The following is a 16,871-nucleotide window of genomic DNA, read 5'->3' as shown; positions in this document are numbered from 1 at the left end:
ACTTTTAAAAAAATGCTAACATCTTTCAGTTTTAAAAGTTTTTAACTCAAATACAGAATTATTAGGTTTTTTTTGCATCTATAAGTTCCCATTTCCATCCATCTTGCTCTATTAGGGTCTTGAAAAGTTTACGGTTTCTGCTAATTTCTTCTGAATAGTCATTTGAATCCTGAGTCAGCATTTTCCTTTCTGACAGTTTATTGGTCCCTGAAAAGGATGGTTCTGAATTTACCGGATCGATATGTGTAACCTCAGCGATGACTTCAAAATAATTATCATAGGCTACAAAAAGCGGCTTGAGATTTTCATATCCGGGTCTATATTCTACTTTCACTTCAAATGAAATGATCAATAACGCCTCGTATAACCTGGCCAGTTGAAGAATGACCGCATTTTTCTCTTTGTTATTATGGAAATAATGAATTACCGGATAGGCTCGATGCTGCTGACTATATTTTATGATCGAATCTGAAATTTTATCAACTTTCTTTAAAAGCGGATCAAAATTTTCTCCATTCCAACAGCTTATGATTATTTCTTCGGGGGTACTACCCAAAGTGCTCAAGGTAATTCCAAGCTTTCGCTGATCTATCACCGCAGAAAGTACAGGAATAAAATAGGTGACAGACATAGTGAGTAGAATTAAGCCGGTAAAGGAATAAATACTTGTTACTATCCTCCAAATATCGGCTGAAGCCACATAATCCCCCATTCCCAGGGTAGAAAGACTATAACCGCTATAATAGACTATTTGCCAGAAATTAGCAGGAATTTTTGTAGTGCTATCTATGATCGCTCCGGGATAGCCCGAAAAAATAAGGACGAGGCTCATCCATAAAAAGAAAACCCAAATTAAAACTATAGAAATGAGCAGGATATACCCCGTTCTGGATAATATCTTTGATCTACCATTGTTTCCTGAGATCTTAAGAAAAAGCTTCCAGAAAAAATGGGCGAACCGGCTGGTGAGCCATCCCCCTCCCTGCATAGAAAGCGTGGTTTGAAGAATATCGATGACAATAGCAAAATACAGGATGATCCCTGCGATCAAAAATAAGCTCATAATTAGTTATTGGTCGGATTTCCGGGAAATTAAGAAATCACTCAACAACTTTATTATATAGAAATGCTAAAACCTTGGAAAGCGGGCCTTGTTAGATGGAATCGAGAGTCTTGCGGTCGCTGGCATGCTTCTTTTTATATTCTGAAGGCGTAAGACCAGTAGCATTTTTAAAAGAAGTAGAGAGATAGGCCGGGGTGGAATACCCTAAATTATCGGCGATCATCGCGATGCTCCAGTCATCATAGTTAAGTAATTCCTTTACCCTTTCAATACGTACCGCGTTATAGAATTTCTGTATGCTCTGGCCTTCATTTTCCGTAAAGACATGGGTGATATGACTGTAATCGTAATTAAGTTCTGAAGTTAACAAGCCAGAAAGTTTTTCTACGGAAGTATCTTCAGAATACACCTTTTCAATGATCAGGGATTTAATGTTATTAATGAGTTTCTCATTGCGATCCTGGATGATCTCAAAACCAACCTTTTCAAATTCCTTCTCTAGAGCGATCCTTTCCCTGGGTTCCAGATCACGATTTAATATGGCCTGCCCCAAACTGACCTCTTTAAAGGGTATATTCATCCTGTTGAGAATATCCTCTACGGTCATAATGCATCGCTGGCATACCACGTTACGAATATTGATCGTCTTTTCTTCCAAGAAATTAATTTTAAAAGAATATCCAGACCGAATAAACCGGCCTGGATATCCGGTATTTTTATTCTATAGTTTCATCTACTCTTCCACACTTCAGCATTTTATCTCCAAAATACGGATTTCTTATCTCTTCTGAAGTCGAGTACCAGTAATCTCCTTTTCCTTCAAACGCCATAGGGCAAAACTGCTTGTAGATCTTTCCTGAAGAAATTTCTTGCTTTAACACTGGGTCCATAGCCGCGGTTAATTCAGAAAATATCTCCCTCTGCTTATTCACATCTTTCTCGGCCGCAATATTTCCAGCGATAACTGCGATCTCAGGATTATTTTCTTCAAGGCTTGCCTGAAGTTCTTTGGCAGCTTCGGCAGCAGCTTCGGCATCTGTCTGCACCAAAGCATCTTTTACCTCAAGATACTGGTTAAAGGCCTTCTTTACTACTTCATTTTCAAATTCGGCAGTCGCTGCAGCCATGGTTTTTTCAGAATGTGTATGATCAGAATTTTCATGCATTTCGTGATCTTCGTGAGAAACTGCATCGTCTTTTTCCTTCTTTGAATCTCCGCAAGAGTACATCATTAAACTCCCTGCAACTAAACTCATGCTGATTAAACTTCTAACTCTTCTTTTCATTTTTCGAATTATTAATTATTGATTTTTGACGTATTTAATTGTTCCTGATAACAGGATTTTTCTTCTTCTTTTTCACCTTTTTAACTGGCTTAAGAATCTTCCTGACTGTGGGGGAAGAAACATACCAGAGCAGGAATCCGCTCAGTACGGTGATCAAACCCAGCAACGAAAATGATCTTAGCAATAAATTATTGAAATCGTCCCTTCCCTCATAATCCATGGTATGGGTCATCCAGAGGAAATCAAACCAACGCCAGTCGCGGTGTCTAACCGTATTGAAATTACCGGTAAGCGCACCTACATAAGCCTTAAGGTTTTCATCGGTATCGTAAGAAATAACCCAGGCAGGAAGTAAACGTTCTCTATATTCATGATGCCTCCCGGTTTCTGTGATCCTTTCGATTCCAGAAACTTTTAGATCTTCTTTCATATATCTGGAAGCTATATCCAGTGCCTGCTGGCTGCTGATCTCCTCGATAATTTCTCCATTGCGGGCATCCATTAGTACCTTATCATTAACATAATAAAATGGCTTACCGGAGATCTCCTGCAGTTTTACTGAAGCTACCTCCATCTCAGGATGGAGTTCTGTCGGACTTTTAAGATCTGAAAAAGATGAATGTACAGGCGCTTCTTTTTTGAAATGGTCGCCGTGGATCTCATCCAGATCTGTCCAGCTAAAATAGAGACCACTTACCGTCCACATAATAAATTGTATCCCAATAAAGATTCCCAGGTATCTGTGGGCCTTTCTAATATTTATAGCGGTTTTCCTTTTAACCATTATTTACCCTTCTCTAGTTTTTCGATAAGTTTCTTCATTTCCGCGATTTCCTTTACCTGTGCCTTGATGATCCCATCTGCCAGTTCTCTAACTTCCGGGTCTTGTATATCGGCTCTCTTACTCGTTAAGATAGCGATAGAGTGATGCGGGATCATCGCCTTCATATACAAAACATCCCCAATTATAGGGCGCTGAGCTCTCACCAGTCCTAATGCGGCCACAAAAAGTAATAGACTGCCTACATATATAGCAATGTTCTTTTTCCTGTTTTTATACATTTTAAGCATAAGCGAAAGCATAATCACGGCCATTGCAGCTATACCAAGACAGGTCATATAAAATCTCGTCAGGCTGAAATAGACATGGTCGATTTCATAGGTATTCAGGTACATGGTGATGTACATGGCTACAAAAGATAAACCCAGCATTAAAAAGAACCTGGTATAATTACTACCGCTCTTCTGCTCCTTGTTTTGGTGTTTGGTTTCCATAATTTCTGGTTTTTGGTTGGTTATAATTTTTTTAAACAATACTGATATTACCTGATCTCTGCCGTGACCTCCCCACAGGTGAGCATAGACTCCCCGTAATAAGGATTTCGCACTTCTGAACTCAAACTAAGCCAGTCTGCTCCACGATTATTATTGGCCATGGGGCAATGCTGAATATACATCCCGTCGATAGGTTTGGTGGATCGGGCAAGATCAATCATGGTATTGGAAAGGCTAATAAATTCTTTCCTGGCCGCATCGATGGAAGCCGCATTCACAAGCCTATCTGTAACCGATTGAAGTTTTGGAATATTGATCTTAAGCACAGCCTTCACCTCATCACTTAAAGCCGCCACCTGTACCTGGTCTATTGCCTGTTGTAATTCTTTGCCTTCGCTTTTTGCCTTCTGAAAATCATCATTTACCAGGGCGTCCTTCAATTCCAGGTAATTGCTGAAGAGCAGTTGTAAAACCGATTTCTCTTCTTCTGAAACCTCTAAACCTTCATTCCCGATATTCGGGTTCATCATGCTTGGTTTTCCCGCCAACTGAACGGCCGCATCCACGGTAAAAGTACCATTCACCACGATCTCTTCTCCCGGTTTCAGTCCGCTTTCTATGATATAGGAATCGGCAAGGGCGGGCCCAAGATTCACTTCTCGCATTTCAAATCCGGCTCCTTTGTCCATTTCAGTTTTCACATATACCACCGAACGTTCCCCGGTCCATAGAACAGCAGATTCAGGGATCACAATACGGTCTTCGCCCGTAGATCCCAGCTGATTTTCCACTACGCCGCTCACGAACATTCCCGGCTTTAATTTTCCATCCTTATTGCTCACTTCTATCCTTGCGGTGGCTACCCTTGTATTATCGTTCAATAATGGATCTACAAAACTTATCTTTCCTTCGAAGGTTTTCCCCGGAATGGATTTCACGGTATATTCAACCGTGCTGCCTTCTTCAACCCAGTTCAGGTCACTTTCATATAGGTCGAACTGTATCCAAAGCTGATCCAGGTTCGCGATCTGGTAGATAGGCATTCCCTGTTCAAGATGGTCTCCGGGCTCCGCCATAAGTTCTGTCACCACGCCACTAACATCGGCGCGGATGGAAAACCTCTGGATCGGCTCTCCTTCGGCCAACATCCTGTCGATCTGCGCATCACTTATTTTCCAGTTCCTTAGTTTTTGCTTTGCCGCAGCAAACAGTTCCGGTTGGGATTCCTTGATCTCCTGCGCCTGTAATAACTCGGCCTGGGCAGTTACCAGTTGAGGGGAATAGATCGTAGCCAGACCCTGACCTCGATTTACCTTTTCCCCGGTGAAGTTCACCATCAGTTTCTCGATACGCCCTGGAATATGCACGGTTTGGGTGTAGTCGTTACGCTCATCTACCACAACTTTTCCGTTCAGCCGCAATTCTTTGCCAATCTGCCCGCCTCCAACGGTCATGGTACTGATGTTCGCCAGTTTCATCGCATCCTCGCTCATCCTGAACATGTCTGCATCCAGCCCTCCTTCATCTTCTGAAAGGGGGATAAGGTCCATTCCGCAAATGGGACATTGTCCCGGCTCCGGCTGTCTTATTTGTGGATGCATAGAGCAGGTCCAGATTTCGGCTTCTGAAACTGCCGAATGATCGTGCTCATCCCCGGCGGTTTCATTTCCTCCGAAGAACAACCAGCCAAGGAAGATCCCTAAAACCAGGACGCCTATGGCCAGAAATATGTTTTTTCTATTCGTTTTCATCTGTAGTATTTTTAAATGATAGGTAGTCTAATCTGGCGGCTACTTTATAGCCGTTCACCTGCGCCTCGATCTTCTGGATCTTCAGCATCAAAAGGTCCTGGTTCATTTGCAGTACCTCCTCGAAATCTGAATTGGCATTGCTGAATCCCGAGATCAGTAATTTATTGGCCTGGTTTGAAGAAGTGATCTGCCTGTCATAAAGATCGATCAAACGTTCTGCCTTTCGAAGTTCATAGCTCAGCATTTCTGCCTCACTGCTTAGTTCATTGACCTTTGCCTGTTTTTCCTGTTCAGTAGCCTGGGCCATCAATTCGGCCTCCTGTCTCGCGGCCTTATATTTTTTCCTGAAAATAGGCAGGCTCACCGAGAACATGGGCATGATCGCATCCTGGCCATTATCCATCGGGTTGGCATCTGTTCTTTTTGAAATGATCGCATAATCCACTCCAAGCCCCAGCATAGGCAGGCCATCCTTTTTTGAAAGTTCGATCTCGTTCTCAAAGGCTTCCTTTTCGAATTCCAGAGCCGAGATACTTGGATGTGCTTCAAAATTGGAAATATTGCCAATTACTGCATCATATTCCAGTTTATCTCCCACCTCAACCATGGCTGTTTGCGACCTGTTAAGCAGAATATTGAACTGCCTTTTTTTGGTTTCCAGCTCTTCCTTCATCAATTCAATCTGCGTGAGCAGTTCTTCCTTTTTGATGTCCACCTTAACCACGTTCACCATCGGGGCACTCCCCGCCTCAAAACGATTCAGCGCAAGCTTCCTGTAAGAATTGAGGATCTCCAGATCTTCTTGCATCACCTTCAGAGTATTTTCGATCCGGAAGATCTCGGCATATTCCGCTTTTACTTTGACGAAAAGATTTTCCCGAACCTGCAGGAAATCCTGGAATTTCGCTTCGGCCATCAGCTCTGCGGAAGTTTTCTTCAGTTTATTGGTTCCAAACCAGGGAAACATCTGCATTAAAGAAAATCTTGCTTCCTGTGCTCCCAACCTGGTTTCTATCATCCTTCCGAATGCGCTCATGGTCAATGTAGGATCAGGAAGCGAAGAAACCTGAGGAGCTTTTTGTAGTGCCGCCTCGAACCTGGTATATGCTGCCTTCACTTCAGGATTATTTTCTGAAGCCACCTGCAAATATTCTTCTACTTGCTGAGCCTGACCCTGAAACAGGGAGAGCATCAAACAAAACAATACGAGTATAAATTGATTAGTTTTCATTCGTTGGCTCATTATTAGTTTCTAAATTTCTTTTTACCACGCTTTCACGCCAGAAAGCCTGTAAGACCGGCACCACGAATATGGTCATGATCTGGATGATCATTCCTCCCACGATCGGAATAGCCATAGGCACCATGATATCAGATCCTTTACCGGTAGAGGTAAGTACCGGGAATAGCGCAATGATGGTAACTGCTGTGGTCATCATAGCAGGACGCACCCGCTTCTTGCCGGCTTCGAGTACGGCATCGCGGACTTCAGGCACTGTTTTCGGCTGCCTGCGTTCGAAGACCTGGTGAATGTACGTACCCATTAACACCCCGTCATCTGTAGCAATTCCGAACAAAGCGATAAATCCGACCCACACAGCCACACTCAAATTCACTTCACGTATCTGGAACAAGTCTCGCATATTAGTGCCGAATACATCGAAATCCATGAACCATCCCTGGCCGTATAGCCAGATCATGATGAATCCACCTGCAAATGCCACGAAGACTCCTGAAAAATGAATGGTAGACGCTATAACCGTCTTAAACTGAAAATACAGTAACAGGAAGATGATGATCAAACACAGCGGAATCAAAATTGACAGTCTTTTTACAGCCCTTACCTGGTTTTCATAATTTCCGGAAAATTTAAAATTGACCCCTTCAGGCACCACCAATTCTCCATTATCTACCTTTTCCTGAATAAAGTTCTGAGCATCGTTTACCACGTTCACTTCAGCATAGCCGTCACGTTTATCGAATAATACATATCCCACCAGGAAGGTCTCTTCACTTTTGATCATTTGCGGTCCACGGACATATTCCAGATCGGCCAGCTCACCCAATGGCACCTGTGCCCCTGTGGAAGTTGGCACCAGGATTCGCTTTATAGCTTCCGGATTATCCCTTAGCTCCCGCGGATAACGGACTCTAACCGGGAATCTTTCCCTACCCTCTACCGTAGAAGTGATCTCCATCCCGCCAATAGCGGTTTCGATGGTTTGCTGCACATCTTCGATGCTCAGTCCATACCTGGCAATAGCATTACGGTCTATATCGATCTCCAGGTAAGGTTTTCCAACCACCCTATCTGCAAATACGGCTTCAGATTTTACGGATGGCACCTGTTTCAAAAGGTTTTCCAGCTGGATGCCAAAATCCTGAATTGTTTTTAGATCTGGGCCATATACCTTAATACCCATAGGAGCCCGCATTCCCGTTTGCAACATGACCAGCCTGGTTTCTATAGGCTGTAATTTTGGTGCAGAAGTCACCCCGGGCAGTTTGGTCCTCTTTACGATCTCATCCCAGATATCATCAGGGCTCTGGATATGATCTCTCCAGTTCCTGAAGTACTTCCCGTCTTCAGCGGGAATTAACTCTTCTCTCTTTATATTTTTTGCAATAGCATCTGTATTGGACAGGCTATCTCCGGTTCTAAGGATGAATCGATCGTCATCGTCAACTTTAAAACGCATGGGTTTACCGTCCTCGTTAAGCGCATATTCCGGTTTATAGTTGATAATATTTTCGAACATGGAGACAGGAGCAGGATCCAGTGCACTTTCAATACGACCCAGTTTTCCCACAGAAATTTCCACTTCCGGAATATTGGTCACCGCCATATCCAGCTTTTGAACGGTCTCCTTGGTATATTCTATTCCCGCGTGCGGCATGGTCGTAGGCATCAGCAAAAAGCTACCTTCATTAAGAGAAGGCATGAATTCCTTGCCAACCCCGGGAAATGTGTGAGTAAGACCGGACCAGACCTTGGTTTGATTAATATCCACACCTACTTCCTCCAGCGCGTCGTCAACAAATCCAAATAGCTTTGGAAACCCGAACCAGATCATCGCCCCTAGTAATATGGTTATTAATGGCAACGCAAAGAACTGTGCTTTGTGGGTTAGACACCAGTTAAGAATAGGTTCATAATATCTCACCACGGCCAGTAATAGCACCAATGTAAGACCAATTAAGATGATCACGAAAATATAATTGGAAAAAAGGCTCTTTTCAAAGCCAAGAGGCATCCACTCTTCAGCCAGGAAGAGGATGGTCACTAATAAGGTAATTCCAATAATGATCTGTGAAGAATATTTTCCAAGCAGCTCAGGGCTCCTATTTTCAAAAAGTTTCAGTAAGCCAATTAGCGTTAATGCCAGCGGTAACCAGAAACTGAACATCAAAGCCAGCACGATCCCTCCAATAACCAGACTGAGGTTCCAGGCCAGTTTAGTTTTCTTTTTATCTACCCTTACGTTGAAAAAGAAATAAGAGAGCATAGGTAGCACCAGTACCCCAATTATAAAAGCTGCTCCTATGGCAAAGGTCTTGGTAAAAGCTAAAGGCCTGAATAATTTTCCTTCGGCATTTTCCATGAAAAAGACCGGTAGAAAACTAACGATGGTGGTAAGCAAGGCAGTGGTTACTGCTGGGGCCACTTCTACCGTAGCTTTATAAATGATTTCAAGTAATCTTTTACCCCTGGCATTTTTGTTTTCCGGCATTTCCAGCCAGCGAATCGTATTTTCAACAAAGACGATCCCCACGTCTACCATTACCCCAATGGCGATCGCAATACCCGAAAGAGCCACGACATTCGCGTCTACCCCAAAATAGCGCATTGCGATGAAGGTCATTAGAACTGCAATGGGTAGTAAGCTTGAGATCAATACCGAAGCTCTCAGGTTCAAGACCAGTACGATGATCACAATGATACTGATCAGAATTTCATGTGATAGTGCACTTTCGAGCGTACCTATGGTTTCATTGATAAGCTGCGTCCTGTCATAAAAAGGAACAATAGTAAGTTTCGAAACTGTTCCATCTTCAAGAGTCTTCGAAGGTAATCCCGCCGAGATCTCGTTGATCTTATCCTTGACATTTTGAATTACCTGTAATGGATTGGAACCATATCTGGCCACCACAACCCCACCGGCAACATCGGCACCACCTTTATCCAGGATGCCTCTTCTTTCCGAAGGTCCTAAATGCACCCGGGCGATATCCCTAATCAGGATCGGTTTATTGTCCCTGGCTACTACTACTGTATTTTCTATATCCTCGATAGATTCGATATATCCCAGTCCGCGAACCAGGTATTCCACTTTATTTACCTCAAGGGTTTTGGCCCCGGCGTCACGATTGGAATTCTTAACTGCCATCATCACCTGATCGATACCAATATCAAAGGCCTTTAAAGCATCAGGATTCACATCTATTTGGTATTCCTGCACATAACCACCTACCGAAGCAACTTCAGAAACCCCCTGTGTCCCGCTGAGTCCGGGCTTCACATAGTAATCCTGGACCTTCCTAAGTTCGTGTAGATCCCAGCCCCCGGTCACATTACCTGCAGAGTCCCGACCTTCGAGGGTATACCAGTACACCTGACCTAAAGCAGTGGCATCTGGCCCCAAAGAAGGCTGAACTTCAGAAGGTAGAAGATTAGCAGGAAGCGAGTTTAGTTTTTCAAGAACTCGGGAACGAGACCAATAGAACTCTACATCTTCTTCGAAAATGATATAGATACTGGAAAAACCGAACATGGAAGAACTCCTGATGGATTTTACCCCCGGGATTCCCAGCAGCGAACTGGTAAGCGGGTAAGTGATCTGGTCTTCGACATCTTGCGGAGAACGACCAGGCCATTCGGTAAACACGATCTGCTGGTTTTCACCAATATCGGGAATGGCATCCACCGGCATCGGATCATTAGGAAGAAAACCGGTGTCCCAGTTAAACGGAGCAGTAACCAATCCCCAGCCTACAAGGAAAAGCACCAGCAAAACCGTAACCAGCCGGTTATAAAGAAAATATTTAATGATTCTATTGAACATATACTTGATGATTTGAAAATTCAGAATAGCCTAGGCCTCGCCTAAACGCATAGCAGAATGGTACCGATGGCAATAGCCGAACAGCACCTTAATCAAATCTATCAAATAAGGAATACCTGGTCTTCCAGCTGTATATCTGTGACCAGTAAGGGTGGGGAATAATCTTTAAAAGGAATGACCTGTTTGGGCAGGCTTTCAAAGAGTTCAAAATAAGTATAGGTGAAAGTTGTAATGAATAGTTGCTGATGAAAATCGAAAGAATCAAAAGAGATCTTCAGTTCGTCCTGACCTTCCACAGAAACCTTTTCATTGGTACAGCAATGTGACTCTGCAGCAGCGTTCATTTGCATACCGCAGGTCTTCGCTTTTGAGAATACCGCTTTATCTACCAGGTGGCTTCCGCAGAAATGTTTATCTACCGTAAAAGACATGGTAGACAGCATCACCAAAAAGGCCATGGTTAAAGAAAGTATATGTTGAAAAGCTTTTTTCACTGCTTACAAAAATACATATTTTTTAAATATCAGAGTTTCAGGTCTAAAACTACCCTAAAACCTGATGGTAAAATTAAAGAAGTCATAGGGATCTAAGTTTCGATTTTCAGGAATAATCTTTCAAAAATTCAATTTTAAAAATTAATCATATTATCCGTAAATTTATGTGAATCAACAACTTAAACAATAATAGAAAAATGGAAAATAGTAAGATTATTGCCGTAGTAGGCGCGACCGGATTGCAGGGAGGTGGACTGGTTCGCGCTATTTTAAATGATCCTGAAGGCGGTTTTAAAGTAAGAGCACTCACCCGGAACCCTTCTTCTGATAAAGCCAAAGAATTAAAAAAACTAGGCGCCGAGGTAGTTGAAGCAGACATCGATAATAAAGATAGTGTGGTCAGGGCCTTCAAAGGAGCTTATGGTGCATTTTGTATGACCAACTTCTGGGAACATTTCTCTCCCGAAAAAGAACTGGAACAAGCAAAAAATATGGCCGAAGCCGGCAAAGAAGCAGGTTTAAAACACGTGATCTGGTCTACTTTAGAAGACACCAGAAAATGGATTCCCTTAGACGATGACCGTATGCCCACTCTAATGGAAAAATACAAAGTCCCGCATTTTGATGCCAAGGGAGAAGCAGATGAATATTTCACAGCCAGTAAAGTGCCCTACACCCTTCTCTTTACTTCCTTCTACTGGGATAATTTCATCAATTTCGGGATGGGCCCACAAAAAGGTGAAGATGGCGAACTGGCGATCACCTTCCCGATGGATAAAAAAGAACTTCCAGGAATTGCCGCGGAAGACATAGGAAAATGTGCCTATGGAATATTTAAGGCTGGTGACACCTACAAGAATAAAATTGTGGCTATAGCGGGTGAACATCTTACCGGTAAAGAAATGGCCGATATTTTCTCTGAGGTCTATGGCAAGAAAGTTAAGTACAATGCGGTAGAGCCCGAGGTTTACAGGAATTTTGATTTTCCGGGAGCAGATGACCTGGGTAACATGTTCCAGTTCAAAGCGGAATTTGAAGAGTATTTCTGTACCATCAGGAATATCGATGCTACAAAAAAACTGAACCCAGAGCTACTCAACTTCAGGCAATGGCTGGAGCAGAATAAATCTAAGATCGAAGTTTAGTTAGTCGTTTTTGTTTCTGAACTCCCGCAGCCTGTAATAATAAAATGCCGGTAGTAAGATCAGCAGGAATAATGGATGAATTAAAAAGCGTCTAACATAAAAAAGAGCCAGGTAATGTTCTCTTTCAATATTAAGAACAAGGAAGATGAATACCAGGGTTGCCAGCACATAAAGAACGGCATAAAGCACGGCAGAAAACTTCAGGATATTAAGGTCTCTGAAGCTTATATAAATTATGGCAAGGGAGATAGCTGTGTTCAGCCAGAACCTAAGACTCAGGTTGATCATGAGTTTAGCCATATTCATTGGCGGAATGATGCCCAGTAAATAATCAGATTTAAAGAATTGAATCAATGGATCATAGAACAGTTCCTGTTCAAAAAACCTTATAGCCGCAAGCATCAGGACCAAAAGTCCTATTTCTACTATCCGGTAACGTCTTTTTACTGTCTTTTCCATTGTGAATAAATTCTAACCCAGATCAACCAGAGAATAAGTACCGTTCCATAGATCGCCAATGGAAAAAATATGGAATGCATGATATTTGAATATTGCGGATACTCATAAATGCTTACCGCAAGGATGACTATTCTTATGATATTGATCACGTAAATGATGACTGAGCCGGCCAGGATATATAATAAGGTTGAAACGGTTCTTCCAAAAAATGCGAGGATAAAAGAAGTAAAAAGAATGATGATACTTGCCGAGTTACAGCCTTCAACGATTCCGGCTAAAAAATAATCGTTCACCATCAATTTCATGGATAAGCCCGTATAGTGCATGACCACTTCTACATTTTCATAGCCAAGACCCTGCATCACAGTTCCGCTTTGACGCGCCACTAGCTGGGTTAAAGGATCGGGTACAGGATTCTCTGTATCATAAAGAATCAGGAACCCATTGTACAGGCTGGAGAAAAGAAAATAGCTACCCAGAAATATAAAGATGAATCTAAGAACAAGACGATATTTCTTAATTAGACTGAGCAAGCTTCAGAGGGGTTTTTAACAAATTTATAGAAATCAAAGGCTCGCTTTACATGAGAAATTGAATACTTTTGCACTAAATATTGTTAATATGCCATTTCAGAAATTAAAACCAAGAGTTGAAGAGATACTTAAGAATGAGGATCTAAGTGTGGACAAGAGGCTTACCGAAGTTTGTGAACTTCTTGAATCCACTATACCATATTATGACTGGGTAGGTTTCTACTTTAAAAATGGAGATAAAGAAGAACTTAAATTAAGATCTTTCGCCGGGGAACCTACAGATCATGAGATCATCCCTTTTGGAAAAGGAATTTGCGGACAGGTCGCGGTTTCGAATAAAAATTTCGTGGTGCCAGATGTAAAGGCTCAAAATAACTATATCGCCTGCAGTATTCATGTAAAGGCAGAGATCGTTATTCCTCTTTTTAAAGATGGAGAAAACATTGGCCAGATCGATATAGACAGTCATACCGAAGATCCTTTCTCTCATGAAGATGAAATTTTTCTTCAGTGGGTGAATGAAAAAGTCTCAGAGATCTTATAAAAGATCTCATTTTCGTATAAAACAAAACCCTTAGGATTTCCTAAGGGTTTTATTTTTTTGGTGTAGTTAGTTTTTAGTGATATTCCTTTTTCAACTTATATCTGAAATGCTATCGTAAAAAATAATAGGATAAAAAATCCTATTAATTGTAAAATAGAATTCAAATACTTTTTTTCGATCTCATTTCCCATTTTCATAGCTTTTGATCCAAACTTACACAAGCTTTCCCTTGACATACAGACCTTTAACTAACTTTAATCCTTTTTAGAATAATTTAAGCTAAAATTGAAGTAAAATGAGGCGGTTTTTAACGAGACCTTTACATTCCCGTCCTTATCGCCTCTACAGGATCAAGCTTAGAAGCTGAGATCGCGGGAATAATCCCTGATATTAATCCTATCACTGCAGATACGGCGGTTCCTATTAAAATATTCAGTGGAGAAAGCACAAATTCGAAATCACCAGTGAACTGTGAGGCTACGATTGAAACGAGCCAGACTATAAATAATCCAACCATCCCTCCTATTACTGAAAGTATGATCGCTTCAAATAAAAATTGTGAAAGAATGAACCTGTTTTTGGCTCCAAGAGATTTTTGAATCCCAATTAGATTGGTACGCTCTTTTACACTCACGAACATGATATTCGCGATTCCAAAGCCTCCAACCAGCAAAGAGAATCCGCTGATCACCAGCCCAATCACATTCAACTGTCCGGTAATATTATCTATAAAATCTGCAAATCCCTGAAGCTGGTTCACGAAGAAATTATTGATCTCACCAGGTTTAAGGCCTCGCATATTTCTAAGCTGCTGTTCCAGCATCGCTATAAATTCGTCATTATCTACGCCGTCTTCCGGTTTCAATACAATCTGTGGAAAAACAGTTCCCTTGGTGGTACCATATACCCTCCTGGCAAAATTCGCCGGTACAAATGCCTGCCCGTCGCGGGAACCTGTGAAAAGTGATTGCCCCTGTTTTTTAAGAATTCCTATTACGGTTGCTCTTCTTCCAAAGATCCTTACTTCCTTTCCAATACCACTGGATTCACCAAAAAGCGTATTCGCGATCTCATGCCCCAGCACTATTACACCCGAGCCGCTTACGGCTTCAGGCTCATTAAAGAACCTCCCTTCTTCCAGTTCAAAGGCTTCAATATCATAATATTCATGAGTTACCGCGCCAATATCCACTCCTGCGCTGGTGGCATCCTGATATTTGATAGCCGTTCCGCCGGGAACCCCTAAAGCAAAACTGATAGCTTCCAGATCTGGAAGGCTTTTCTTTAAATTTTGATATTCCTCGTAGGTGACATCGGGAAACTGTTCTCTTTTCCAGCGAGGGATCTCTGATGGGCCAAATTTGAACCTCATCACGATCACTGTACTATTGTCCAGAGCACTTAAACTTCCCGTAATATCTTTTTTAAGTGAATCTACCGCGGCAAGTACAGCGATAATAGAAAATATACCAATGGTAACGCCCAGCAGTGAGAGGAAAGTACGAAGACGATTATTTTTAAGAGCGCTTATCGCGAAATTAAAGCTCTCCTTGAGTACACGTAAATAAATTAGCATGGTATAAAATCAGCTGTTTTAGGTCGATTTAAAGATAGGACGTTCGTTCTAAAAATTCGTTACAAAATTTATTTAGAATTCAAGGTTTCCTCCTTCAGATTTTTAGCTTAATTGGTTACTTTTGCCCCTTTAACAAACACAACACAATGAGCGAATTAAAACAAGCAAAATCTGCTTTAATTTCAGTTTTCAGTAAAGACGGATTAGAACCTATCGTTAAAAAACTTAATGATCTGGGAATCACCATTTACTCTACCGGAGGAACCGAGAAATTCATCAAAGATCTTGGGATCGATGTGATCCCGGTGGAAGATGTAACCTCATATCCTTCAATTTTAGGCGGAAGAGTAAAGACTCTTCACCCGAAGGTTTTTGGTGGAATTTTGAACCGTCAGGATCATGAAGGAGATGTAAAGGAACTGGAACAATATGAAATTCCGCAGATAGACATTGTGATTGTGGACCTTTATCCTTTCGAAAAAACAGTAGCTTCTGGCGCTTCTGAACAGGACATCATCGAAAAAATAGATATTGGCGGGATTTCTCTTATTAGAGCTGCTGCCAAAAACTTCAAGGATGTTACCTGTGTTTCATCTGTAGACGATTACCAAGAATTCCTTGATCTGCTGAATGAAAAGAATGGAGAAACCAGCATGGCCGATAGAAAACGATTCGCTACAAAGGCTTTCAATATTTCTTCTCACTATGATTCTGCAATCTTCAACTATTTTAACCAGGATGCTGAAGTGAATTCCTTTAAACAAAGTGAATTAAAAGGTAAGGAATTGAGATATGGAGAAAATCCTCACCAGAAGGGAACATTTTTCGGTGACTTTGATGCCATCTTTGATAAGCTTCACGGTAAGGAACTTTCTTATAACAACCTGCTGGATGTTGATGCCGCGGCAAACCTTATGAACGAATTCAAGGGAGAAGCTCCAACATTCGCGATTTTAAAACATAACAACGCTTGTGGTCTTGCTCAGCGCGATACCGTCCACCAGGCTTATGTAGATGCATTGGCTGGAGATCCAGTTTCTGCTTTCGGTGGAATATTGATTAGTAATGTTGAAATCGACGCCAAAACTGCTGAAGAAATCCACAAACTTTTCTGTGAAGTGGTGATCGCCCCATCTTTTTCTACAGAAGCTTTAGAAATATTAAAAGGGAAAAAGAACAGAATTCTTTTAGTTCTTAAAGATGTTGAACTTCCAAAAGACCAGGTAAGAACCTGTTTGAATGGAGTTTTAGTGCAGGATAAAGATCTTAAGACAGATAAACTGGAAGATCTGCAGCAGGCAACAAACAATAAACCTTCAGATGACGAGTTATCTGACATGATATTTGCATCTAAAATATGCAAACACACTAAATCGAATACCATTGTTTTAGCCAAAAACAAACAACTTTGTGCCAGTGGTACGGGTCAAACATCAAGAGTAGACGCCCTAACCCAGAGCATTGAAAAAGCTAGGTCATTTGAATTTGACCTGAATGGTGCTGTAATGGCGAGTGACGCCTTTTTCCCGTTCCCTGATTGTGTGGAGATTGCCGGAAATGCCGGAATAACTGCCGTAATTCAGCCTGGAGGATCTATTAAAGATCAACTGAGCATCGATTATTGCAATGAAAATAATATCGCAATGGTGATGACAGGAACACGCCATTTTAAACATTAATTT

15 protein-coding genes are annotated in these 16,871 nt (G+C 41.7%); 3 read left to right on the top strand and 12 right to left on the bottom strand.

Annotated elements, in window-relative coordinates:
• Positions 1-61: 61 nt before the first annotated feature.
• The 9 genes from C8P64_RS15895 to C8P64_RS15855 form a co-directional block, all read right to left on the bottom strand.
• A complete protein-coding gene (locus C8P64_RS15895) occupies positions 62-1,063 on the bottom strand; it encodes a potassium channel family protein (protein WP_108173089.1) in 1,002 nt (333 codons plus the stop codon).
• A gap of 91 nt (positions 1,064-1,154) precedes the next feature.
• Positions 1,155-1,721 (bottom strand): helix-turn-helix domain-containing protein, encoded by a 567-nt coding sequence (locus tag C8P64_RS15890; RefSeq protein ID WP_245889719.1) that lies wholly within the window; start codon positions 1,719-1,721, stop codon positions 1,155-1,157.
• 58 nt (positions 1,722-1,779) lie between these two features.
• Positions 1,780-2,349, bottom strand: coding sequence for a DUF3347 domain-containing protein (locus C8P64_RS15885; protein ID WP_108173087.1), 570 nt, complete (start codon positions 2,347-2,349; stop codon positions 1,780-1,782).
• A 34-nt stretch (positions 2,350-2,383) separates the two neighbouring features.
• Positions 2,384-3,133 (bottom strand): PepSY domain-containing protein, encoded by a 750-nt coding sequence (locus C8P64_RS15880; protein WP_108173086.1) that lies wholly within the window; start codon positions 3,131-3,133, stop codon positions 2,384-2,386.
• Entirely contained in the window at positions 3,133-3,624 is a 492-nt protein-coding gene (locus C8P64_RS15875; protein ID WP_108173085.1) for a DUF305 domain-containing protein, read from the bottom strand. Before C8P64_RS15875 ends, C8P64_RS15880 begins: the two co-directional genes overlap by 1 nt.
• Before the next feature lie 47 nt (positions 3,625-3,671).
• Complete coding sequence (locus C8P64_RS15870) at positions 3,672-5,375, bottom strand: efflux RND transporter periplasmic adaptor subunit (protein WP_108173084.1); 1,704 nt, start codon at positions 5,373-5,375, stop codon at positions 3,672-3,674.
• Positions 5,362-6,606, bottom strand: coding sequence for a TolC family protein (locus C8P64_RS15865; RefSeq protein WP_170106678.1), 1,245 nt, complete (start codon positions 6,604-6,606; stop codon positions 5,362-5,364). Before C8P64_RS15865 ends, C8P64_RS15870 begins: the two co-directional genes overlap by 14 nt.
• Positions 6,596-10,438: an efflux RND transporter permease subunit gene (locus tag C8P64_RS15860; protein ID WP_108173082.1), complete on the bottom strand. Its 3,843-nt coding sequence runs from the start codon at positions 10,436-10,438 to the stop codon at positions 6,596-6,598. Before C8P64_RS15860 ends, C8P64_RS15865 begins: the two co-directional genes overlap by 11 nt.
• Before the next feature lie 101 nt (positions 10,439-10,539).
• Complete coding sequence (locus C8P64_RS15855; RefSeq protein ID WP_108173081.1) at positions 10,540-10,932, bottom strand: HYC_CC_PP family protein; 393 nt, start codon at positions 10,930-10,932, stop codon at positions 10,540-10,542.
• Positions 10,933-11,129: 197 nt separating this feature from the next.
• Here C8P64_RS15855 and C8P64_RS15850 point away from each other — a divergent pair, with 197 nt between their 5' ends.
• Positions 11,130-12,077, top strand: coding sequence for an NmrA/HSCARG family protein (locus tag C8P64_RS15850; protein WP_108173080.1), 948 nt, complete (start codon positions 11,130-11,132; stop codon positions 12,075-12,077).
• On the opposite strand, the gene C8P64_RS15845 is transcribed toward C8P64_RS15850, so the two are convergent.
• A complete protein-coding gene (locus tag C8P64_RS15845) occupies positions 12,078-12,536 on the bottom strand; it encodes an exosortase F system-associated membrane protein (protein ID WP_108173079.1) in 459 nt (152 codons plus the stop codon).
• The gene (xrtF, locus tag C8P64_RS15840) at positions 12,521-13,069 is read right to left on the bottom strand and encodes an exosortase family protein XrtF (protein WP_108173078.1); all 549 of its coding nucleotides are present in this window, start codon (positions 13,067-13,069) and stop codon (positions 12,521-12,523) included. Before xrtF ends, C8P64_RS15845 begins: the two co-directional genes overlap by 16 nt.
• A gap of 88 nt (positions 13,070-13,157) precedes the next feature.
• Here xrtF and C8P64_RS15835 point away from each other — a divergent pair, with 88 nt between their 5' ends.
• A complete protein-coding gene (locus tag C8P64_RS15835; RefSeq protein ID WP_108173077.1) occupies positions 13,158-13,613 on the top strand; it encodes a GAF domain-containing protein in 456 nt (151 codons plus the stop codon).
• A 319-nt stretch (positions 13,614-13,932) separates the two neighbouring features.
• On the opposite strand, the gene C8P64_RS15830 is transcribed toward C8P64_RS15835, so the two are convergent.
• A complete protein-coding gene (locus C8P64_RS15830) occupies positions 13,933-15,189 on the bottom strand; it encodes an ABC transporter permease (protein WP_108173076.1) in 1,257 nt (418 codons plus the stop codon).
• A gap of 146 nt (positions 15,190-15,335) precedes the next feature.
• Here C8P64_RS15830 and purH point away from each other — a divergent pair, with 146 nt between their 5' ends.
• Positions 15,336-16,868 carry a bifunctional phosphoribosylaminoimidazolecarboxamide formyltransferase/IMP cyclohydrolase gene (gene purH / locus C8P64_RS15825; RefSeq protein ID WP_108173075.1) on the top strand — a complete coding sequence of 511 codons (1,533 nt, stop codon included), beginning with the start codon at positions 15,336-15,338 and terminating at the stop codon, positions 16,866-16,868.
• Positions 16,869-16,871: the final 3 nt, after the last annotated feature.

Origin of the sequence: Christiangramia gaetbulicola (genome assembly GCF_003054225.1) — a bacterium.
Classification (GTDB): domain Bacteria; phylum Bacteroidota; class Bacteroidia; order Flavobacteriales; family Flavobacteriaceae; genus Christiangramia; species Christiangramia gaetbulicola.
Note: the sequence above shows the minus strand (reverse complement) of the source record. Positions and strands in the feature narration are given on the sequence as shown.